At 76.0% G+C, this 20,274-nt stretch carries 21 protein-coding genes; 15 read left to right on the top strand and 6 right to left on the bottom strand.

All coding sequences use genetic code 11. From position 1 onward, the window contains the following. Window positions 1–84 precede the first annotated feature (84 nt). Both ACI8AB_RS10460 and ACI8AB_RS10455 read left to right on the top strand, forming a co-directional pair. On the top strand, window positions 85–318 hold the full coding sequence (locus tag ACI8AB_RS10460; protein WP_456950082.1) for a hypothetical protein: 234 nt from the start codon (window positions 85–87) through the stop codon (window positions 316–318). A 76-nt stretch (window positions 319–394) separates the two neighbouring features. Next, window positions 395–637 (top strand): acyl carrier protein, encoded by a 243-nt coding sequence (locus ACI8AB_RS10455; protein WP_387992242.1) that lies wholly within the window; start codon window positions 395–397, stop codon window positions 635–637. Window positions 638–701: 64 nt separating this feature from the next. Here ACI8AB_RS10455 and ACI8AB_RS10450 read toward each other — a convergent pair whose 3' ends face one another. From ACI8AB_RS10450 to ACI8AB_RS10440, 3 genes are all read right to left on the bottom strand, one after another. Beyond that, the gene (locus ACI8AB_RS10450) at window positions 702–1,394 is read right to left on the bottom strand and encodes a DsbA family oxidoreductase (RefSeq protein WP_456950081.1); all 693 of its coding nucleotides are present in this window, start codon (window positions 1,392–1,394) and stop codon (window positions 702–704) included. A gap of 29 nt (window positions 1,395–1,423) precedes the next feature. Further along, complete coding sequence (locus tag ACI8AB_RS10445) at window positions 1,424–2,428, bottom strand: cation diffusion facilitator family transporter (RefSeq protein WP_456950080.1); 1,005 nt, start codon at window positions 2,426–2,428, stop codon at window positions 1,424–1,426. A gap of 101 nt (window positions 2,429–2,529) precedes the next feature. After that, complete coding sequence (locus ACI8AB_RS10440) at window positions 2,530–2,910, bottom strand: FKBP-type peptidyl-prolyl cis-trans isomerase (RefSeq protein WP_387992251.1); 381 nt, start codon at window positions 2,908–2,910, stop codon at window positions 2,530–2,532. A gap of 117 nt (window positions 2,911–3,027) precedes the next feature. Between ACI8AB_RS10440 and ACI8AB_RS10435 the strand changes: the two genes are divergently transcribed. Further along, entirely contained in the window at window positions 3,028–4,737 is a 1,710-nt protein-coding gene (locus tag ACI8AB_RS10435; protein WP_456950079.1) for a glycoside hydrolase family 13 protein, read from the top strand. Here ACI8AB_RS10435 and ACI8AB_RS10430 read toward each other — a convergent pair. Beyond that, window positions 4,700–6,028, bottom strand: a complete 1,329-nt coding sequence (locus ACI8AB_RS10430; RefSeq protein WP_456950078.1) for an MFS transporter — start codon at window positions 6,026–6,028, stop codon at window positions 4,700–4,702. The two genes, ACI8AB_RS10435 and ACI8AB_RS10430, sit on opposite strands and share 38 nt — an antisense overlap. A gap of 127 nt (window positions 6,029–6,155) precedes the next feature. Between ACI8AB_RS10430 and ACI8AB_RS10425 the strand changes: the two genes are divergently transcribed. Beyond that, window positions 6,156–7,397, top strand: coding sequence for an MFS transporter (locus ACI8AB_RS10425; protein WP_456950077.1), 1,242 nt, complete (start codon window positions 6,156–6,158; stop codon window positions 7,395–7,397). A gap of 65 nt (window positions 7,398–7,462) precedes the next feature. Here ACI8AB_RS10425 and ACI8AB_RS10420 read toward each other — a convergent pair whose 3' ends face one another. After that, a complete protein-coding gene (locus ACI8AB_RS10420; protein WP_456950076.1) occupies window positions 7,463–8,719 on the bottom strand; it encodes an acyl-CoA dehydrogenase family protein in 1,257 nt (418 codons plus the stop codon). A gap of 167 nt (window positions 8,720–8,886) precedes the next feature. On the opposite strand from ACI8AB_RS10420, the gene ACI8AB_RS10415 reads away from it, so the two are divergent. From ACI8AB_RS10415 to ACI8AB_RS10405, 3 genes are read left to right on the top strand one after another with little or no spacing between them, the layout of a single operon-like run. After that, window positions 8,887–9,687 carry a DeoR/GlpR family DNA-binding transcription regulator gene (locus tag ACI8AB_RS10415; RefSeq protein ID WP_456950075.1) on the top strand — a complete coding sequence of 267 codons (801 nt, stop codon included), beginning with the start codon at window positions 8,887–8,889 and terminating at the stop codon, window positions 9,685–9,687. Beyond that, entirely contained in the window at window positions 9,684–10,058 is a 375-nt protein-coding gene (locus ACI8AB_RS10410; protein WP_456950074.1) for a DUF4406 domain-containing protein, read from the top strand. Before ACI8AB_RS10415 ends, ACI8AB_RS10410 begins: the two co-directional genes overlap by 4 nt. Further along, on the top strand, window positions 10,055–10,759 hold the full coding sequence (locus tag ACI8AB_RS10405) for an NUDIX domain-containing protein (protein ID WP_387992271.1): 705 nt from the start codon (window positions 10,055–10,057) through the stop codon (window positions 10,757–10,759). Before ACI8AB_RS10410 ends, ACI8AB_RS10405 begins: the two co-directional genes overlap by 4 nt. On the opposite strand, the gene ACI8AB_RS10400 is transcribed toward ACI8AB_RS10405, so the two are convergent. Next, complete coding sequence (locus ACI8AB_RS10400; protein ID WP_456950073.1) at window positions 10,709–12,688, bottom strand: acetoacetate--CoA ligase; 1,980 nt, start codon at window positions 12,686–12,688, stop codon at window positions 10,709–10,711. The two genes, ACI8AB_RS10405 and ACI8AB_RS10400, sit on opposite strands and share 51 nt — an antisense overlap. A gap of 173 nt (window positions 12,689–12,861) precedes the next feature. On the opposite strand from ACI8AB_RS10400, the gene ACI8AB_RS10395 reads away from it, so the two are divergent. From ACI8AB_RS10395 to ACI8AB_RS10360, 8 genes are all read left to right on the top strand, one after another. After that, window positions 12,862–13,821 (top strand): hypothetical protein, encoded by a 960-nt coding sequence (locus tag ACI8AB_RS10395; protein WP_456950072.1) that lies wholly within the window; start codon window positions 12,862–12,864, stop codon window positions 13,819–13,821. A gap of 88 nt (window positions 13,822–13,909) precedes the next feature. Then, window positions 13,910–15,334 (top strand): hypothetical protein, encoded by a 1,425-nt coding sequence (locus tag ACI8AB_RS10390; protein WP_456950071.1) that lies wholly within the window; start codon window positions 13,910–13,912, stop codon window positions 15,332–15,334. A 99-nt stretch (window positions 15,335–15,433) separates the two neighbouring features. Beyond that, window positions 15,434–15,841: a DUF2237 family protein gene (locus ACI8AB_RS10385; protein WP_387992283.1), complete on the top strand. Its 408-nt coding sequence runs from the start codon at window positions 15,434–15,436 to the stop codon at window positions 15,839–15,841. Window positions 15,842–15,896: 55 nt separating this feature from the next. After that, window positions 15,897–16,391 (top strand): glutathione peroxidase, encoded by a 495-nt coding sequence (locus ACI8AB_RS10380; RefSeq protein WP_456950070.1) that lies wholly within the window; start codon window positions 15,897–15,899, stop codon window positions 16,389–16,391. A gap of 57 nt (window positions 16,392–16,448) precedes the next feature. Then, window positions 16,449–17,165, top strand: a complete 717-nt coding sequence (locus tag ACI8AB_RS10375) for a mycothiol-dependent nitroreductase Rv2466c family protein (protein ID WP_456950069.1) — start codon at window positions 16,449–16,451, stop codon at window positions 17,163–17,165. A 68-nt stretch (window positions 17,166–17,233) separates the two neighbouring features. Next, window positions 17,234–18,304 (top strand): FecCD family ABC transporter permease, encoded by a 1,071-nt coding sequence (locus ACI8AB_RS10370; RefSeq protein WP_456950068.1) that lies wholly within the window; start codon window positions 17,234–17,236, stop codon window positions 18,302–18,304. A 10-nt stretch (window positions 18,305–18,314) separates the two neighbouring features. Continuing rightward, window positions 18,315–19,424, top strand: coding sequence for a FecCD family ABC transporter permease (locus ACI8AB_RS10365; protein ID WP_456950067.1), 1,110 nt, complete (start codon window positions 18,315–18,317; stop codon window positions 19,422–19,424). Next, window positions 19,421–20,263, top strand: a complete 843-nt coding sequence (locus ACI8AB_RS10360) for an ABC transporter ATP-binding protein (RefSeq protein WP_456950066.1) — start codon at window positions 19,421–19,423, stop codon at window positions 20,261–20,263. The genes ACI8AB_RS10365 and ACI8AB_RS10360 overlap by 4 nt, the downstream gene beginning before the upstream one ends. Window positions 20,264–20,274 lie beyond the last annotated feature (11 nt).

Genomic DNA, 20,274 nt, shown 5'->3' with positions numbered 1-20,274 from the left:
TCCGTCCGTCGGGGGACCCGTCGCGCCGACCCTGCCGCACGTCGCGCGGGGTTGCCAGCCCGCCGCCCCGGGCAGGGACGGGCCATGACCGTCACCGACCCCGACGTCCCGGACCCGCTGAACGACCCCCGGACGACGCAGGCCGACCCCGGCGCCTACGCCCAGGGCGCGGACCTGGCCTCGACCGACGACGACCCGGCGTCCACCGGCGAGGAGGAGCTCGCCGCCGACGACGCGGAGACCACGGCCGGGCGGACGCTCACCGACGACGCCGGCGGCGGGGACGTCACGGGAGGCGCGGTCACCGGCGCGTCGTGACGGACCGGCCCGTTTCCGTTGCCGGCCTGCGGGGAACCCGTGCGGACGCCACTCTCCGACGACGAGGAGGTCCGACATGGCCACGGGTGAGACCGGATTCGAGGACGTCGCCTACGACCTGATCTCGGTGCAGTACCACTCGCTGAAGGCCGGGCACGACTACGGCCAGTACGTCCGGGACGCGGAGAACGCGGGCCTGGACGACATCGCCGGCTTCTTCCGCGAGGTGATGGAGCAGGACTCGGAGCGCGCGAAGCGCTGCCACGAGTTCCTGAGGAACCTGTCGGGCACCGAGCAGGGCGGCCCCGCGATGGGTTGACCCGCACGACGACGGAGGGCCCCTCACCGGCGCTGCCGGTGAGGGGCCCTCTGTCGTGTCGGGTCTAGACCGCGCAGGAGCCGTCCTCGCAGCCCTCGGCGGCGGGGACGGTGACCAGCGGGTGTGCGTCGGCCCAGGCCCGCTCCAGCACCTGCAGCAGCAGCTCGGCCGGCTGGGCGCCCGCGGCGCCGTACTTCCGGTCGACCACGAAGAACGGCACCCCGGTGGCGCCGAGCGCCTGGGCGGTGGCGGCGTCGGCGAGGACCGCGGGACGGAACCGGTGGTCGGCGAGCGCCGCCCGCACCTCGGCCTCGTCCAGGCCGACCTCGACGGCCAGCGCGGCCAGCGAGTCGACGTCGAAGACCGAGCGGCCCTCCTCGAAGTGGGCGTGCAGCAGCCGCTCCTTCACCGCGCCCTGCAGGCCGCGCTCGGCGGCCAGGTGGAGGAGCTCGTGGGCGAGCAGCGTGTTGCCGCTGACGCCGTCGGCGAGGTGGTACTCCAGGCCCTCACCGGCGGCGGTCTCCTCGACGTGCCGCATCATCGCGCGCATCTCCTCGACCGGGCGGCCGTACTTGGCGGCCAGTGCCGGGAGGGTCGCGTGGGTCTCGCCCTCGGGGATCGTGGGGTCGAGCTGGAAGGACCGCCAGACCACCTCCACCTGGTCGCGGTGCGGGAACCGCTCCAGCGCGGTCTCCAACCGGCGCTTGCCGATGTAGCACCACGGACAGACGACGTCGGACCAGACCTCGATGCGCACGGCACCCCCCAACTCCGGGCCGGCCGCCGTCATTCCGGGCGGTGGGCCTCCGCGCGGGCGCGCCCGTCGCCGGGGGTCGGGTCGAGGAAGACGAAGCGGACGCCCCCGTGGCGGGCGACCAGCCGCCGCTCGGCCTCGTCGGAGGCCCGCTCGACGTCGGCCACGGTCGCGCCGTCGGCGAAGTCGACCTTGGCCATGACGGCCAGCTGCCCGGGACCGATGACGGTGGTGAGCAGCACCGGGACGTCGTCGACCTGGGGCAGCCCGGCGATCTCCTCGCGGAGCTGGTCCTGCAGCCGGCGCGGGATCGACTGGCCGATGAGCAGCGAGACGTTGGCCCGCGCCAGCGACCCGGCCACGAGGAGCAGCAGCACGCCGATGAGGATCGCGGCGACGCCGTCCCACACCGGGTCGCCGGTCACCTGCTCGAGGAACAGCCCCAGCGCGGCGAGGACGAGGCCGACCAGGGCCGCGCTGTCCTCGAACGTCACGGCCTTGACCGTGGTGTCGGTGGTCTCGGCCAGGTAGCGGCGGGGCGTCGTCCCCCACCTGCGGGCGGCCCCGCGGACCTGCCGGACGGCCTTGAGCCACGAGGCGCCCTCGAGGACGAAGGAGACCGCCAGGACGACGTAGGCGATCAGCGGGGAGCCCTGCTCCTCGCCCTCGAGGATGGTCTCGATCCCCTGGTAGAAGGAGAAACCGGCGCCGAGGGTGAAGGTCGCGAGGCAGGCCAGCAGCGCCCAGAAGTAGGTCTCCCGGCCGTAGCCGACCGGGTGGCGGGCGTCGGGCGCCTTGTCGCCCCGCTTGAGCGCGACGAACAGCAGCACCTCGGTGATCGTGTCGGCCAGCGAGTGCGCGGCCTCGGACAGCATCGCCGAGGAGTGGCTGACCAGCCCGCCGACCAGCTTGGCGACGGCGATGCCGAGGTTGGCCAGGCCCGCGACGACGACGGTGCCGGTGGACTCGCCGCCCGTCTCGCCGCCGGCGCCCTCCTTCGCCAGGACGTGCTCACGGGTGGGGACCGGCTCGCTCATGGCCGCACCGGTGCCCCGAGGTTGTCCGGCGCAACCACGTGCCGGTCAGCGGCGGGTCGTGCCCTGCCCCGAGCGGAGCGGGGCACGACCGCGCGGAGGACTCAGCGCACGCCGACGAGGTCGACCACGAAGACGAGCGTCGCGCCCGGCTTGATGACCCCGCCGGCGCCGCGGTCGCCGTAGGCCTTGTGCGGGGGGATCGTCAGCCGGCGGCGGCCGCCGACGCGCATGCCCTGGATGCCCTCGTCCCAGCCCTGGATGACCATGCCGACGCCGAGGCGGAACTCCAGCGGGTCGCCCCGGTCCCACGAGGCGTCGAACTGCTCGCCGCCGTCGTGGGTGACGCCGACGTAGTGGGCACTGACCAGGACGCCGGCGGTGGCCTCGGGGCCGTCGCCGACGACGAGGTCCTCGATCACCAGGTCGTCGGGCGCGGGCCCGGTGGGCGGCTCGACGTCGGGGCGGCTCAGGGGCTCTGCCATCGGTCCTCCTCGGATCAGGGGTGCCGGGGAGTCCCCCGACGGGTCCCGACCATCCAAGCAGCGGGCCCTCGGGGCCGCGCAGGTGCGGAGCGGGGCCAGGGGTGCTGGGCTGGTCCGGTGACCCCCGCTGACGCGCCGTGGTGGACGCGTGCCGTCGTCTACCAGGTCTACCCGCGTTCGTTCCAGGACTCCGACGGCGACGGGATCGGCGACCTCGGCGGGGTCCTGCAGCGGCTGGACCACCTCGCCGACCTCGGCGTCGACGTCGTCTGGCTGTCCCCGGTCTACCCCTCGCCGCAGGCCGACAACGGCTACGACATCAGCGACTACCAGGACGTCGACCCGCTGTTCGGCACGCTGGAGCAGCTCGACGAGCTGGTCGCCGGGCTGCACGCCCGCGGCATGAAGCTGGTGATGGACCTGGTGGTCAACCACACCAGCGACGAGCACCCGTGGTTCGTCGAGAGCCGGTCGTCGCCGGACTCGACGAAGCGGGACTGGTACTGGTGGCGGCCGCCCAGGGCTGGCCTGGCGCCCGGCGACCCGGGCGCCGAGCCGACGAACTGGCACGGCTTCTTCTCCGGCTCGACCTGGGAGCTCGACGAGGCCAGCGGCGAGTACTACCTGCACCTGTTCGACCGCAGGCAGCCCGACCTGAACTGGGAGAACCCCGAGGTCCGGCAGGCGGTCTACGCGATGATGCGGTGGTGGCTCGACCGCGGGGTCGACGGGTTCCGCATGGACGTCATCAACCTCATCAGCAAGGACGTCGGCCCGGACGGCGAGCTGCACGACGGCCCGCCGCTGCCCGGCCTGCCCTACGGGGACGCGACCGCGTCGGTGGTGTGCGGCCCCCGCATCCACGAGTTCCTGCAGGAGATGCACCGCGAGGTCTTCACCGGCCGGCGCGAGCAGCTGCTGCTGGTCGGGGAGACGCCGGGCGCGACGGTGGAGGACGCGCTGCTGTTCACCGACCCGGCACGCGGGGAGCTGGACATGGTGTTCCAGTTCGAGCACGTGGGCCTGGACTTCGAGGGCTCGAAGTTCCACCCGCGGCCGCTGCGGATGCGCGACCTCAAGGCCTCCTTCGGCCGCTGGCAGACGGGGCTGGCCGACGTCGGCTGGAACTCCCTCTACTGGGACAACCACGACCAGCCGCGGGCGGTGTCCCGCTTCGGCGACGACTCGCCCCGCCACCGCCGGGACTCCGCCACCTGCCTGGCCACGCTGCTGCACCTGCACCGCGGGACGCCCTACGTCTACCAGGGCGAGGAGATCGGGATGGCGAACTTCCCGTTCACCGACCTGGCCCAGTTCCGCGACGTCGAGTCGATCAACCACCAGGTGCAGGCCGTGGCGCACGGCGCCGACCCCGACGAGGTGTTCGCCGCGCTGCGCCGGATGAGCCGGGACAACGCGCGCACGCCCGTGCAGTGGGACGCCTCGCCGAGCGCCGGGTTCACCACCGGGACGCCGTGGCTGGAGGTCAACCCCGACCACGCGGAGTGGAACGCCGCCGCCCAGCGCGACGACCCCGCCTCCGTGCTCGCCCACCACAGGCGGCTGATCGCGCTGCGGCACGAGGACCCGGTGGTGGCACTGGGTTCCTTCACCATGCTGCTGCCCGACCACGACGAGGTGTACGCGTTCACCCGCGGCCTCGACGGCGACACGCTGCTCGTCGTCTGCAACCTCGGCGCCGAGGAGCAGGACCTCGCCGGGCTGCTGCCCGAGACGGTCGGCGCGGAGGTCGTCCTCGGGAACCTGCCCGAGGACGACCCCGCCGTGCTCAGGCCCTGGGAGGCCAGGGTCCTGCGCCTGCCGTAGGCAGTTCCTCCGGCTCGTCGACCGTCCCGGGCCCCGCCGGCTCCTCGGCGGGGACGTCGAGCGGGTGGGCGACCTCGTCGGCCGGCAGCCGCCAGTACAGGATCGCCGCGATCGCCAGCAGCGGCGGCACCAGCCCGGTGAGCAGGAACGTGCCGGTGAGCCCGACGACCTCGCTGACCGGCCCGGCCAGCGCCATCGACAGCGGCATGAACGCCAGCGAGACGAAGAAGTCGAGGCTGGACACCCGGCCGAGCAGCGCCGGCGGCACCCGCCGCTGCAGCAGCGTCCCCCAGATGACCGTGCTCGACTCGAACGCCGCGCCCAGCACCCCGGCCGCGGCGATCATCACCCACAGCGACGACGTCCAGCCGAAGACGACCATCGGCACGCAGCCGAAGCCCCACAGCAGGTTCATGACCGTCAGGTAGCGCCGCGGCAGCCGCAGCGAGGCGACGACCGCCGACCCCAGCGCACCGCCGATGCCGAACGCGGCCAGCACCCAGGCGTGCTCGGTCGGGCCGCCGCCGGTGCGGTCGCGGACCGCGAAGGGGACCAGCACCTCGAACGGGCCGATGAACACGAGCACCATGAGCGAGGCGAACAGCAGCGTCGCCAGCAGCCACGGCGTGCGGAGCATGTAGGCGACGCCCTCGCGGACGTCGGCGAACAGGCCCGAGCCGACCTCGTCGCGGCGCACCGGCACCGTCGGCAGCGCCGCCACGCACGCGGCCGAGACCGCCGAGGTCAGCGCCGTCGCGAGCAGCGCCGCGCCGGGTGAGAACGCGCCGACCAGCACGCCCCCGGCGGCGGGCCCGATCGCCATCGCCAGCGCCGGGCGGACGACCCCCTCGAGGCCGTTGGCGGCGAGCAGGTCGCCCGCCGGCACCACGCTCGGGACCAGCGCCGAGTAGGCCGGGTAGTACAGCCCCGTCGCGACGCCCTGGGCCAGGGCGGCCGCGGCCAGCGGCCCGAGCGCCAGCGCCCCGGCCAGCGACAGGACGGCGACCAGCCCGACCGCCGCCGTCTGCAGCAGCGCCACGCCGAGCAGGATCCGCCGCTGCGGCACGCGGTCGGCCAGGGCGCCGCCGAGCAGCGTGCTGGCCAGCATGCCGCCGGCGGACAGGGCGGTGGCGAGGGAGAGTGCGGCGGGCCCGCCGCCGAGGTCGACCACCTGCCAGACCAGCGCGACCGTCCACAGCCCCTGGGCGAGCAGCGACAGCCCCATCGAGGCGGCCAGCAGGCGGTAGTCGCGGTGCCGCAGGGGCGCGAGCGCGCGCGGCAGGCCGGCCATCTCGGGTCCTCCTCGGGAGTCGGCGCACCGTCGGCGCCGTCGGCCCCATGCTCGCCGACGGGGCCGACAGGAGTCAGCCGGATTACCGGGAGACCGCAGGAACGGTCACGTCTACAGTCCCGTTCCCGTGGGCCGGGTGGTCGAGGCGGTGCTGCCCGCCCGGATGGGGACGTCGTTCCGCTGGCTGATGGCGTCGTCGTGGGTGAGCAACCTGGGTGACGGCGTGGCGCTGGCGGCCGGGCCGCTGCTGGTGGCGGCCCGGACCCAGGACCCGCTGCTGGTCGCGCTCGGCGCCCTGCTGCAGCAGCTGCCGTGGCTGCTGTTCGGGCTGCACGCCGGCGTCCTGGCCGACCGGGTGGACCGGCGGCTGCTCGTCGCCGCCGTCGACCTGGCCCGCGCCGGGGTGCTCGCCGTGCTGGCCGCCGCCCTGTTCAGCAGCGACGTCGGGCTGGTGCCCGTGCTCGCCGCGCTGTTCGTGCTGGGCACCGCCGAGGTCTTCGCCGACACCGCGGCCGGCACGCTGCTGCCGATGGTCGTCGACCGCGCCGACCTGGGCATCGGCAACGCGCGCCTGACCGCGGGCACGCTGACGATGAACCAGCTCGCCGGCCCGGCCGTCGGGGGCCTGCTGTTCGTCGCCGGCGCCGCGTGGCCGTTCCTCGCCCAGGCGGTGCTGGTGGCGCTGGGCGCGGTGCTGATCGCGCGGATGCGGGTCCCGCCGCCGGAACGGCCGGCACGGCGGGGACGGATCGGCCGGGACGTCGCCGAGGGACTGCGCTGGACCTGGGGCCACCCCGCCGTGCGGACGCTGACCGTCACGATCGTCCTGTTCAACGTCACCTACGGCGCGGCCTGGTCGGTGCTCGTGCTCTACGCCGACCAGCGGCTGGGCCTGGGCGCGGCCGGCTACGGCCTGCTCACCACGGTCGGCGCGCTGGGCGGCATGGTCGGGACGGCGTCCTACGACTGGCTCGAGCGGCACGTCGGCATCGCCACGCTCATGAAGGCGGGGCTGCTGTTCGAGACGCTCACCCACCTGCTCCTGGCGCTGGCCACGACGCCGTGGGTCGCCGTCCCGGTGCTGTTCGTCTTCGGCGCGCACGCGTTCGTCTGGGGGACGACGTCGCGCACGGTGCGGATGCGCGCCGTGCCGGCCGGGCTGCAGGGCCGGGTCGGGAGCCTCTACGCGATGGGCGTCTTCGGCGGCATCCTGGCCGGCCAGGCCGTCGGCGGGGTCGTGGCCCGCGCCTGGGGCGTGACCGGCCCGTTCTGGTTCGCGTTCGCCGGGTCGGCGGTGCTGCTGGCGCTGATCTGGCGCGAGCTGGACAACGTCGCGCACGCCGAGGAACCCGCCGTCGCCGGCGCCTGAGGTGTCCTGAGCGCGGTCGTGCTCTGCACACACCCGTGTGCAGGGCACGACCGTCGGCAGGACTGCTAGGTGAGCGGTGACCGGGGCAGCAGGCGGTCGCTGACGATCCGCTTCTGGATCTCGCTGGTGCCCTCGAAGATCGTGGTCAGCCGGGCGTCGCGCCAGTGCCGCTCGACCTGCCGCTCGGTGGTGTAGCCGTTGCCGCCGTGCAGCTGCATGGCCTGGTTGGTCACCCGTACCGCCATCTCGGTGGCCTCGAGCTTGACCATCGAGGCCTCCTTCTCGCAGCGCACCCCGAGGTCGACGAGGTGGGCGACCTGCCGGTAGAAGGCGCGCGACTGCTCGATCTGGGCGGCCATCTCCGCGACGGCGAAGCGCAGCGCCTGGAAGTCGCCGATCGGGTGGCCGAACTGCTCGCGCTCCTGCAGGTAGACGATCGAGTCCTCGAGCGCGGCGCGGGCCAGGCCGACGGCGCGGGCGGCGGTGTGCACCCGCGCGGTGTTCAGGAACTTCTGAGCCTCCGCGAACCCGGCGCGCCTGGCCGCCTCGCCCTGCTCGTCGCTGGCGGCCGCCTGGTCGACGACGTTCCCCCGCGGGATGCGGACGCCGTCGAAGACCAGGTCCCAGGTGAGGAAGCCGTGGTAGCCGATCTTGTCGATCGGGGTCCCGGTGAGCCCGGGCGGGAACGAGCCGCGCTCCTTCTCCAGCAGCAGGTTGACCAGCCCGGCGGAGCGCGACTCCCCCGGCTCGGGGTCGCGCTCCCGGACGAGGACCTGGATGAAGTCGGCTGCCTCGGCGTTGCCGCACCAGCGCTTGTGGCCGGTGACCACCCACTCGTCGCCGTCGAGGACCGCCCGGGTGGAGACGCCGGCGAGGTCGGAGCCGGCGTCGGGCTCGGACAGCGCGATCGCGCCGATCCACTCGCCCCTCGCGCTGCGGCGCAGCAGCTCCCCGCGCCGGGCGGGGTCGGTCACCGCCGTCCCGAGACCCTGCGCGCGGGCGAGGATGCTCGCGCTGCTCATCCAGGCGCGGGCCAGCTCCTCGGAGACCATGCAGTACTCGAAGACGCCGAGGCCCAGCCCGCCGTGCTCGGCGGGCACCGTGATGCCGAACCAGCCGAGCTCGGCCATCCGGGCCAGCAGCGACTCCGGGAGCAGGCCCTTCTGCGGGTCGAGCTCGTTCGCGACCGGCAGCACCTCGTCGTGGGCGAACCGGCGGGCCTGCTCCTGCAGCGCCTCGCGCGCGGGGGTGTGCCACGGCGGCAGCAGCGCGGGGGGCTGGGGCTCGAGCAGGTCGGCGGGGCGCTCCTGGGTCGACGTCATCGTCGCGGGGCCTCTCTCCGTCGTCGGTGGTCGGTCCCGGTCCACCTTGCGGGCCGCTCCCGTCCCCCGCACGGCGCCCCCGCGGGAGCGTGACCGACGGCACGCCCGTCCAGGCACATCGCACAACGTCTTCACAGATCTCACATGGTGCTGGTAGGAATCCCGCCGTGGCCGTCCCCGACCGACTCGACGTGACGCTGCGGCTGGTGCGCAACGCCGGCCGGGCCTCGCTCGGCGACCTCGCCGCCCGCCTGGGCGTCTCCGAGATGACCGTGCGGCGCGACCTCGACGCGCTGCAGGCCCGCGGCCTCGTCGAGCGCGTCCGGGGCGGCGCCGTCGCCGTCGCGGGACCGGAGAGCTCCGCGGGCTTCGGCGCACGGGCCGGCTGGCAGGCCGGGCTCAAGGACCGGATCGGCCGCGTGGCCGCCGCCCTGGTCGAGCCGGGCGTGACGGTGCTGCTCGACGCCGGGACGACGACGGTGCACGTGGCGCGCGCGCTGGCCGACCGGGCGGCCGCGGGCGAGGGCCCGTTCACCGTCGCCGTCGTGAGCCTGCCGGTGGCCGACGTGCTGGCCGACCGGCCGGGGATCCGCCTGCTCGTCGTCGGCGGGGAGTCCCGGCCCGGCGAGCGGAGCCTGGCCGGCCCGCTGACCGCCGCGGTGCTGCGCCAGCTCACCTTCGACGTCTTCGTCATGTCGATCGGGGCGGTGAGCGCCGCGGCCGGCTGGTCGGAGTTCACGCTCGAGGACGCCGCGGTCAAGCAGGTCGGGCTCCAGCAGGCCCGCAGCGCGTTCGTCGTCGCCGACGCCTCGAAGCTCGGCGTCCGCGCCTTCGCCTCGGTCGCGCCGCTGGACGCGGTCGGCCGCCTGGTCACGGACGCCAGCGCCCGGGACCCCCAGCTCACCCCCGCGGCGCAGGAGACCCTCGCCGCGCTCGACGACGCCGGCGTGGAGGTCGACCTCGCATGAACGGACAACCCCTGATGATCCTGGTCGCCGGCCCGTACCGCGGGGGCACCGGCGACGACCCGGAGAGGATCGCGGCCAACCACCGGGCCATCCAGCGGGCCTGCCTGGAGCTGTTCCGCGCCGGCCACCTCGCCGTCAACGGGGAGGACCTCGCGCTGCCGCTCGCCGAGCTGGCCGGGTCGACGCGGGTCGGCGACGCCGCCTTCGACGAGGTGTTCCACCCGATGGGCCGGCGGCTGGTCGCCCGCGTCGACGCCGTGCTGCGGCTGCCCGGCGCCTCGGCCGGCTCCGACGAGATGGTCGCGCTGGCCCGAGCCCGCGGCGCCGCGGTCTTCACCAGCGTCGACGAGGTGCCGGCGGTGGCCCGGTGACCGGCGTCCTCGGCGTCGACGTCCCCGATGCGCGGGGGCGGACCGGGCTGGACCGGGCCGGGCGCGACCTCACCGGCAACCCCGACGTCGTCGTCCGCGACGTCGAGGTGCTGTCCAGCGCCTGGTACGTGAACCGGCGGACGACGTTCGCCCGCCGCGGCCGCGACGGCGTCTGGCGCACCGAGCAGCGCGAGACCCACGACCGCGGCAACGGCGCGACGGTGCTGCTGTACGACGCCGCCCGCCGCGCCGTGCTGCTCACCCGGCAGTTCCGCTTCCCCGCCTACGTCAACGGCTCCCCCGACGGGATGCTCGTCGAGACCGCCGCCGGGCTGCTCGACGAGCAGGACGCCGAGGCCGCGGTCCGGCGCGAGGCCGAGGAGGAGCTCGGCGTCGCCGTCGGGGCGCTCGTCCGGCTGCCCGACCTGTTCATGAGCCCCGGGTCGGTGACCGAGCGGCTGGCGTTCTTCGCCGGCCCCTACACCCCGGCCGACCGTGTGTCGGCCGGGGGTGGGCTGGCCGAGGAGGGCGAGGACATCGAGGTGCTCGAGCTGCCGTTCGACGAGGCGCTGGCCATGGCCGGCGACGGCCGGATCGCCGACGCCAAGACCGTCCTGCTGCTGCAGTGGGCGGCGCTGCGCGGACCGTTCTCAGCGGGCGCCGCGCTCCCGGGCCAGGGCGACGTAGTGCTCGACCAGTGACGCGTCGTCGACCGCCCCGGGGTTGACCGCCTTCTCCGGCGGCACCCCCTGGAACAGCCGCTTGAGCGGCACCTCCAGCCGCTTGCCGGTCCGGGTGTGCGGGACACCGGGGACGACGAGGACCTCGTCGGGCACGTGCCGCGGGCTGGCCGAGCTGCGGATCGCGGCCCGGATGCGGTCGGCGAGCTCGCCGGTGAGCTCGGCGCCGGGCGCCATCTGGACGAACAGCGGCATCCAGTAGCCGCCGTCGCGCTGCTCGACGCCGAGGACGACGCAGTCGGCGACCTCCGGGAAGCTCTCGACGGCGGCGTAGATGTCGGCGGTGCCCATGCGCACGCCGCCGCGGTTGAGGGTGGAGTCCGAGCGGCCGGTGATGACGCAGGTGCCGCGCTCGGTGACCTCCATCCAGTCGCCGTGCCGCCACACCCCCGGCCACGGCTCGAAGTAGGCCTCGCGGTAGCGGCTGCCGTCCGGGTCGTTCCAGAAGTACAGCGGCATCGACGGCATCGGCTCGGTGACCACCAGCTCGCCGAGCTCGCCGGTGACCGGCTCGCCGTCCTCGCCCCACGCCGCCGCGGCGACGCCGAGCATCGGCCGCTGCAGCTCCCCGGCGGTCACCGGCAGCAGCAGCGTGCTGCCGATGAAGCCGGTGGCGACGTCGGTGCCGCCGGAGACCGAGGCGAGGAAGACGTCGCGGCCGACCGCGTCGTAGACCCACTCGAACGCCGAGGCGGGCAGCGGCGAGCCGGTGGACCCGATCGTCCGCAGCGCCGACAGGTCGTGGGTCTCCCCCGGCCGGATCCCGGCCTTCTCGCACGCGACGAGGTAGCCGGCGCTGGTGCCCAGGTAGGTCAGGCGCGTGCGCGCGGCGAGGGCGAACTGCGCGTCGACCGAGGGGTACGCCGGGGCGCCGTCGTGGACCACCACGGTCGCGCCGCGCAGCAGCGCCGAGGTGGCGATGTTCCACATGATCCAGGCGGTGGAGGCGTACCAGTAGAAGCGGTCGCCGGGGCCGACGTCGCCGTGCAGGCCCAGCTGCTTGTGCTCCTCGAGGACCACGCCGCCGTGCCCGTGCACGATCCCCTTGGGCAGCCCGGTGGTGCCCGACGAGTAGACGATCCACAGCGGGTGGTCGAACGGCAGCGCCTCGAACTCGGGCTCCTGCCGGTCGGCGACGGCGTCGGCCCAGCCCAGCGCGCCGTCGGGCAGCTCGTCGGGGAACAGCCGGGGGACGGCGATCGTCGCCGTCACGGTCGGCAGGGCGGCCCGGAGCTCGGCGACGACGCCGCGCCGGTCGTAGGGCCTCCCGTTGAAGCGGTACCCGTCGACGGCGACCAGCACGGTCGGCTCGATCTGGGCGAACCGGTCGAGCACCGCGCGGGTGCCGAAGTCCGGCGCGCAGGAGGACCACACCGCCCCGATCGACGCCGCGCCGAGGAACGCGACGACCGCCTCGGGGACGTTGGGCAGGTAGCCGGCGACCCGGTCGCCGCGCCGCACGCCCAGCCGGCGCAGGGTCGCGGCGAACGCGCCGACCTGCGCGCGCAGCTCGGCCCAGGAGACCTCGGCCGGCTCGGCGTCCTCCGCCACCGCGATGAGCGCGGGGTGCTGGTCGGTGGCGTGGCGCAGCGCCTGCTCCGCGTAGTTGAGGGTGGCGTCCGGGAACCACTCGGCGCCGGGCATCTCCCGCCGGGTGAGCACCCGGTCGTCGGGGACGCCGGGCAGCACGCCGGACCACGCGGCGACGTCGGCCCAGAACTGGTCGAGGTGCTCGACCGACCAGCGCCAGATCGCGTCGTAGTCGGTGGCGTCCAGGTCCAGCCCGCGGCGGGCGGCCACCTCGCGCGCGAAGGCCGCCAGCCGCGTCGCGTCCCGGACCTCCCGGGTGGGCTGCCAGAGCACCGGTGCGGGAGAGGTGTCAGCGGTCACAGCGGCACCCTGCCACTCCTCCCGCGTCCCCGGACCGGGTGGGTCGCCTCACGGGACGTGACCGTCCGGTCCCGTCTCCACCCGATCGGAGGACGGCGTTCGCCTGGCCACTTCTGTGACGGACCGGTTCCAATGAGTGAGCACTGTGTCGGACGACACCGGGGGGAGGTGCGATGGACGAGCGTTCTCCGCTGCCGTGCCGTCGCACCCGCCTGCGCCGGTGGGGCGGCCGCCTGGCGGTCCTCGCCGGGACCGCCGCCGGTATCTGGCTGGCCGGCGCGTCCGCCGCCTCGGCCGACGAGCCCCCGCCCGCCGGCCTGCTGGGCGCGGTCACCGCGCCGGTGGGTCAGGTGGCCGAGTCCGTCACGCAGCCCGTCGTCGCGCCCGTCGCGGATGCGGTCGCCCCTGTCGCGCACGCGGTCGCGCCCGTCCTGACGCCGGTCGCCGAGGCGGCCGCGCCGGTCACCGCGCCAGTGCGGGACGTCGTCGCGCCCGTCGGCCGGGCCCTCGAGCCGCTGACCGACGTCGTCGCGCCGGTGACGCAGGCGCTGTCCCCGGTGACGGGGGCGCTGCGGCCGGTCCTGGCGCCGGTCACCGGGGCGCTGCCGCCGGTCACCGGGGCGCTGCCGCCGGTCACCGGGGCGCTGCCGCCGGTCACCGGGGCCCTGGCGCCGGTGACCGGCGCGCACCCGCCGGTCCCGGACGTGCCGGCCCCCGTGACCGACGTCCTCGCACCCCCGGCCGCCGTGGTGGTCGACACCCCGGCCGGCGCCGGTGTGCCCGTCGTGGCCGCCCCGGTCGTCCTCGCCCCCGGCACCGACGTCGCGGGCCCGCGGGTCCCCGCCGCGGCCGAGCGGTCCGCGGGCGTCACCGGTCCCGCGCCCGCCGCGGCGCCGGTCGCGGTCCCGACGCCGTCCCTGCCGGTCCCGCCGCTCACGCCCGCCGTCCCCGCGGTGCCGGCCGTGCCGGCGTCCGCGGGCACCGCCTCCGGCACCGCCGGTGCCGACCAGCCCACCGCCGACCTCGGCGCGACCGTCCCCGTCGCGCAGCAGGCGGCCGCCGTGGCGGCCGCTGCCGAGGCCCGGGACGCCGCCGCCGGCGACCCGGTCGACCCCGCCACCTCCCCCGACTGAGGACGCGCCTCCCGGCCACGGGCCGGGCGAGCGCAGTCCCCGCCGTCCCCTCCGGGACGCGGTCCCGTCCTCAGTCAGGAGTCCTCCCATGCACCCCTGGGCCACCCGCGCCCTGCGCGTGGCACTGATGACCGGCGGCCTGCTGGCCGCCGGCACCGGTGTCGCCGCCGCGTCCGACGACCTCGACGTGACGGTGCCGGTCACCGTCACCGACAACGCGCTCGGTGTCCTCGACACCGGCACCCCGATCGGCGGGCTGGAGCTGCCCGCCGTCTCGCAGGACCTCTCCCTCGACGTGGGCCCGGTCGACGTCTCGGTGCCCGTGACGATCGGCGGCAACGACGCCTCGGTCGCCGGCGGCACCGCCACGCAGGCGCCGGCCGCGCCCGCCCCGGGCAGCACCGACCCGGCCGACGTCGTCGTGCCGGTGACCGTCGTCGGCAACGGGATCGGCGTGCTCGACGACGCCGCCGCAGAGGGCACCGCCCCTGCCGCTCCCGAGGGCGCGGTGACCGTGCCGGTCACCGTCTGCGGCAACGGCGTCGGCGTCCTGGGCGACGCGCTCGGGGGCTGCACCGCCGCCACGGAGCCGGCTCCCGTCCCCGTCGACGGCGGCCCGCTCGGCGACCTGCTCGACGCCGACGTCCCGGTCACCGCCTGCGGCAACGGCGTCGGCGTGCTCGGCGACGCCGCCGGGGAGTGCAGCCCCGCGGTGCCGACCGGGGACCCCGGCACCGGGCCCGACGGCGGCCTGCTCGACGTCGACCTGCCGGTCACCGTCTGCGGCAACGGCGTCGGCCTGCTGGGCGACTCGGCCGGCGACTGCACCCCCGCCACCTCCGGGGACGGCAGTGGCTCCGGCGGCGACTCCGACGGCGGCCTGCTCGACGTCGACCTGCCGGTCACCGTCTGCGGCAACGGCGTCGGCCTGCCGGGCGACGCCCTCGGCGGGTGCTCCTCCGAGGGCACGGAAGGCCCCGGCGCCCCCGGTTCCGGGGACGACGGCTCCGGCGGCGGCATCGACGTCGACGTGCCGGTGACCGTCTGCGGCGCGGGCCTGGGCCTGCTCGGCGACGCCCTCGGCGACTGCACGCCGCCGACCCGGCCGGTGGACCCGACCGACCCCACGGACCCGACCGACCCCACGGACCCGACCGACCCGACCGGCCCGCAGCAGACGGGCGCGCCGCAGGACTGCCCGGGCCACGGCACGGGCCACGGCACGGGCCACGGCACGGGCCACGGCACGGGCCACGGCACGGGCCACGGCACGGGCCACGACCGGGGTCACGGCCCGGGGAACGCCTGGGCCCACGGGGCCACCCGCCCGGCGTCGGCGGCCGGCTCCTGGACGGCCGGCTCCTGGACGGCGTCCGACCGCTCAGCGGGCACCGGGGAGCTCGCCTACACCGGCACCGAGACGGTCACCGTCCTCGGCGCGGCCCTGCTGGCCCTCGCACTGGGGACCGGGCTGACCCTCGCCGGCCGGCGTCGTCGCGAGGACGCCGTCTGACCGGCACCGGCTGACCGCCCTCCGCGGGCCCGGCCGGCAGCGCCGCCGGCCGGGCCCGCGGACGGGCGCGTCCGCGAGGACCTCTGCCACGATCCCGTCGTGACCGAGCCGGAGCCGGGGACCGAGCGCAACGTGCTGGGCGGTCCCCTCGACCCCTGCGGCACCGAGCCGCTGACCGGCTTCTACCGCGACGGGTCCTGCCGCACGGGCCCGGACGACGCGGGCAGCCACACGGTGTGCGCCGTCGTCTCCCGGGAGTTCCTCGCCCTGCAGCGCGAGCTCGGGAACGACCTCACGACCCCGCGGCCGGAGTTCGGGTTCCCCGGGCTGCGGCCCGGGGACCGCTGGTGCGTCGTCGCCACCCGCTGGCTGCAGGCCTACCGTGCCGGCGCCGCGGCCGGGGTGGTCCTCGCGGCCACGAACGCGCGGTCGCTGGAGGTCGTGCCGCTCGCCGCGCTGCGGCAGCACGCCGTCGACGTCCCCGACGACATCAGCGACCTGGAATGAGCCCGGCACCCCGCGCGCTGGTGCCGTCGACCCGCCCGGCCCGCGAGGAGTGCCCGTGACCGACCTGCTCGACCTGCCCGTCTCGACCCTGCGGGGCGAGGACACCACGCTCGGCGCGCTCACCGGCCGCCGTCCGGCCCTGGTGGTCAACGTGGCCAGCCGCTGCGGCCTGACCCCGCAGTACACCGGGCTGGAGGAGCTGCAGCGGGAGTACGGCCCGCGCGGGTTCACCGTCGTCGGCGTGCCGTGCAACCAGTTCGCCGGGCAGGAGCCGGGCAGCGCCGAGGAGATCGAGTCCTTCTGCTCGGCCACGTACGGCGTCACCTTCCCGATGACGGGGAAGGTCGACGTCGACGGCGAGGGCGCGCACCCGGTCTACCAGCGGCTCACCGAGGCCCCCGACGCCGCCGGCGAGGCCGGGCCGGTGCAGTGGAACTTCGAGAAGTTCCTGGTCGACGGCGACGGTGCGGTCGTCGCGCGATTCCGCCCGACGACCGAGCCGGGCGCGCCGGAGGTCCGGACGGCGATCGAGGCGCTGCTCGCCGGCTGACCCGGGGCCGCTCCGGCGGCGGATGCCGGGGTCGCGCGGGCGGGGCAGCATCGGGCCATGGCCGACCTGCACTTCTACTTCGACCCGGTGTGCCCGTTCGCGTGGCTGACCAGCCGGTGGGTGCGCACCGTCGCGTCCCGGCGCGAGTACGACGTCGACTGGCGGTTCATCTCGCTGCGCCTGCTCAACGCGCACGTCGACTACGACGCCCACTTCCCGCCCGAGTACGAGGCCGGCCACACCGCGGGGCTGCGACTGCTGCGCGTGGCCGCCCGCACCCGCGAGGAGCACGGCCGCGCGGCGGTGGGCACGCTCTACGAGGCCCTCGGCCGACGGGTCTTCGAGACCGAGCCCGACCGGCCCGGCACGGCCGTCGAGCGCGGCACGCGGGCCTACCTCGAGCCGGTGCTGGAGCGCGCCGGGCTGCCGGCCGACCTCGCCGACGCCCTCGACGACGACCGCTGGGACGGAGCGATCCGGGCCGAGACCGACGAGGCGCTGGCGCTCACCGGCAAGGACGTCGGGACGCCGATCCTGCACTTCGAGCCGCCCGGGGGCGTCGCCTTCTTCGGCCCGGTCATCAGCCGGCTGCCCGCCGACGACGACGCGGTCGAGCTCTGGGACGCCGTCGTCCGCCTGGCCCGCTTCCCCGGGTTCGCCGAGCTCAAGCGCAGCCTGCGCGAGCGCCCGCAGCTCCTCGCGGCGGGGGTGCAGCCGGACGAGGTCGGGGTACAGGAGGACTGGCACGGCGGGAGCCGCCGCACGAAACGGTGAGCGTGACCCGCTCCGGAGCGGGTACTAAGGTGAGCCTTGCCTGATCTCGACCCGTCCGGAGCTGCCCGGTGTCCGTCCCCAGCGTCACCCGCGCTCCCGCGGCGACCCGGGCCACCCCGGCGCGCCCGGCAGGGACCGCCCGGACGCGGCGCCGCCTGCTCGGCCTGGCCGGGCTCCTGGTCCTCGTGGTCGCCGCCTGCGCGGCCAGCATCGCGATCGGCACCCGCCCGCTCGGCCCGGGCACCGTGTGGGAGGTCATCACCGACCGCTCGCTGCGGACCGAGGAGGCGGTCATCGTCTGGGACCTGCGGGTCCCGCGCACCGTGCTCGGGCTCATGGTCGGGGCGTCGCTCGGGGTCGCCGGCGCCCTGATGCAGGGCCACACCCGCAACCCGCTGGGCGACCCCGGCCTGCTGGGCGTCACCGCCGGCGCCTCCTTCGCCGTGGTCCTGGCCATCGCGCTGCTGGGGATCAGCACGCCGTCGGGGTACGTGTGGTTCGCCTTCGCGGGGGCGCTGGCCGGGACGGTCGCCGTGTACGTCCTCGGCGCGGCCGGCCGCGGCGGGGCCACCCCGGTCACCCTCGCCCTGGCCGGCTCCACGCTGTCCGCGCTGCTGTACGCCCTCGTGCGCGCCGTGCTGGTCAGCGACTCGAACTCGCTGGACGCCTTCCGCTTCTGGGTGATCGGCGCGCTGGCCGGCCGCGGCGCCGACATCGCCTGGCAGGTGCTGCCCTTCGTCGTCGCCGGCCTGGTGCTCGCCCTGCTCAACGCGCCCGCCCTGGACCTGCTCGGCATGGGCGAGGACGTGGCCCGCGGCCTCGGCCAGCGGGTGTGGCTGGCCCGCGCCGTCGGCCTGGTGGCCATCACGCTCCTGGCCGGCGCCGCGACGGCGGCCTGCGGGCCGATCGCCTTCGTCGGGCTGGTGGTCCCGCACGCCGTCCGGGCGTTCACCGGGCCGGCGCACCGGTGGCTGGTCCCCTGCTCGGCGCTGGCCGGGGCGTTCCTGCTGCTGACCGCCGACGTCGTCGGCCGGGTGATCGCGCGTCCCGGCGAGGTGCAGGTCGGCATCGTGCTCGCCCTGCTGGGCGGGCCGTTCTTCATCGCGCTCGTGCGCCGGCGCCGGAGCGCGACGCTGTGAGGGCCGCCGCGTGACCGCCACCGTCGACACCATCCGCGAGACGACCCCGCCCGACCCCGGCGGGCGCGCGGCCGGCCGCGCGGTCGTCCTGCGCCGCGGGCCGGTGTCGGTGCGGTTCCGGTGGCGGTCGGTCGTCGTGCCGCTGGTCGCGCTGGCCGTCGTCGTGCTGCTCGGGGCGGTCGCGCTGGGCCGGGGCGACTACCCGATCGCGGTCACCGACGTGCTGCGCACGCTCGTCGGAGCCGGCGAGCAGGGCCAGCGGTTCGTCGTGCTGGAGCTGCGGGCGCCACGGGTCGTCGTCGGCGCGCTGGTCGGGCTGGCGCTCGGCGTGGCCGGCGCCCTGTTCCAGGCCTTCGCGCGCAACCCCCTGGCCTCACCGGACGTCCTGGGGATCACCTCGGGGGCCTCGGTGGGCGCCGTCGTCGCGATCGTCGCCACCGGCACCTCGTCGGCCGGCGCGGTCCTCGGCGGCGTCGGCGTCCCGCTCGCGGCCCTCGCCGGGGCACTGGGGGCCGGGCTGCTGCTGTTCCTGCTGGCCTACCGGTCCGGCGTCGACGGCTACCGGCTGGTCCTCGTCGGCGTCGCGGTGTCCTCCATCTCGCTGGCGGTGGTCGACTGGCTGCTCACCCGGGCGGCCATCTACGACGCCGCGGCCGCCTACGTGTGGATCGTCGGCTCGCTCAACGCCCGCACCTGGGACCAGGCCGTGCCGCTGGCCGTGGCCCTCGCGGTGCTGGTGCCGCTGGCCCTCGCGGCGGGGCGGGTGCTCGGCGTGCTGCAGTTCGGCGACGACACCGCGCGCGGGCTGGGCGTCCGCCTGGCCGCGGCGCAGGCCGCCGTCGTCCTCGTCGCGGTCGTGCTGGTCGCCGCGTCGGTCTCGGCGGCCGGGCCGATCACGTTCGTCGCGCTGGTCGTCCCGCAGATCGCCGTCCGGCTGACCGGCGGCTCGCGCCCGCCCCTGCTGGCCTCGGGTCTGCTCGGCGCGGCGCTGGTCGTGCTGGCCGACCTGCTCACGCGCACCGTCCTGCCCGAGGCCCTGCCGGTGGGCATCCTCACCGCCGTCGTCGGCGCCCCGTACCTGCTCTGGCTGCTCGTCCGCGGGAGGCGGACCATCGCATGACGACTCCCACCACCGACGCGCCCCCGGTGCCCGCCGCCGCCGGCGAGGGCCGGGTGCGCCTGGCGGCCGAGGGGCTGCGCCTGGCCTACGACGACCGCGTCGTCGTCGACGGGCTGGACCTCGCGCTCACCGACGGCTCGTTCACCGCGATCGTCGGGCCGAACGGCTGCGGCAAGTCCACGCTGCTGCGGGCGCTGGGCCGCCTGCTGCGCCCGGCGGCGGGTCAGGTGCTGCTCGACGGCCGGACGATCGCCAGGACGCCGACCCGCGAGGTCGCCCGCGTGCTCGGGCTGCTGCCGCAGACGCCGGTCGCCCCCTCGGGGCTCACCGTCGCCGACCTCGTGGCCCGCGGCCGCCACCCGCACCAGAGCTGGCTGCGGCAGTGGTCGACCGAGGACGAGGCGGTCGTCGCCGAGGCGCTGACCTGGACCGACATGGGCGACCTCGCCGACCGCCCGGTGGACGAGCTCTCCGGCGGCCAGCGGCAGCGGGCGTGGATCTCCATGGCGCTCGCCCAGGGCACCGACCTGATCCTGCTCGACGAGCCGACGACCTACCTGGACCTGTCGCACCAGATCGACGTCCTGGAGCTCGTGGCGCGGCTGCACGCCGAGCGGGGGCGGACGGTCGTCGTCGTGCTGCACGACCTCAACCTCGCCGCCCGCTACGCGCAGCGGCTGGTGGCGATGCGCGACGGCGTCCTGGTCTCCTCCGGCACGCCGCACGAGGTGCTCACCGAGCAGCTGCTCGCCGACGTCTTCGACCTCGAGGCCCGCGTGGTGCCCGACCCGGTGGCCGGCACCCCGATGGTCGTCCCGGTCCGACGGCTCCCCCGGTGAGCTGATGGAAC

The organism is Geodermatophilus sp. SYSU D00698 (genome assembly GCF_054050335.1).
Note: the sequence above shows the minus strand (reverse complement) of the source record. Positions and strands in the feature narration are given on the sequence as shown.

Coding starts and splice junctions, on each gene's coding strand:
- ACI8AB_RS10440 (WP_387992251.1), bottom strand. CDS start 2,910: ATGGCAGAGCCCCTGAGCCGCCCCGACGTCGAGCCGCCCACCGGGCCC.
- ACI8AB_RS10395 (WP_456950072.1), top strand. CDS start 12,862: ATGGACGAGCGTTCTCCGCTGCCGTGCCGTCGCACCCGCCTGCGCCGG.
- ACI8AB_RS10375 (WP_456950069.1), top strand. CDS start 16,449: ATGGCCGACCTGCACTTCTACTTCGACCCGGTGTGCCCGTTCGCGTGG.
- ACI8AB_RS10420 (WP_456950076.1), bottom strand. CDS start 8,719: ATGACGTCGACCCAGGAGCGCCCCGCCGACCTGCTCGAGCCCCAGCCC.
- ACI8AB_RS10460 (WP_456950082.1), top strand. CDS start 85: ATGACCGTCACCGACCCCGACGTCCCGGACCCGCTGAACGACCCCCGG.
- ACI8AB_RS10455 (WP_387992242.1), top strand. CDS start 395: ATGGCCACGGGTGAGACCGGATTCGAGGACGTCGCCTACGACCTGATC.
- ACI8AB_RS10445 (WP_456950080.1), bottom strand. CDS start 2,428: ATGAGCGAGCCGGTCCCCACCCGTGAGCACGTCCTGGCGAAGGAGGGC.
- ACI8AB_RS10430 (WP_456950078.1), bottom strand. CDS start 6,028: ATGGCCGGCCTGCCGCGCGCGCTCGCGCCCCTGCGGCACCGCGACTAC.
- ACI8AB_RS10390 (WP_456950071.1), top strand. CDS start 13,910: ATGCACCCCTGGGCCACCCGCGCCCTGCGCGTGGCACTGATGACCGGC.
- ACI8AB_RS10410 (WP_456950074.1), top strand. CDS start 9,684: ATGAACGGACAACCCCTGATGATCCTGGTCGCCGGCCCGTACCGCGGG.
- ACI8AB_RS10360 (WP_456950066.1), top strand. CDS start 19,421: ATGACGACTCCCACCACCGACGCGCCCCCGGTGCCCGCCGCCGCCGGC.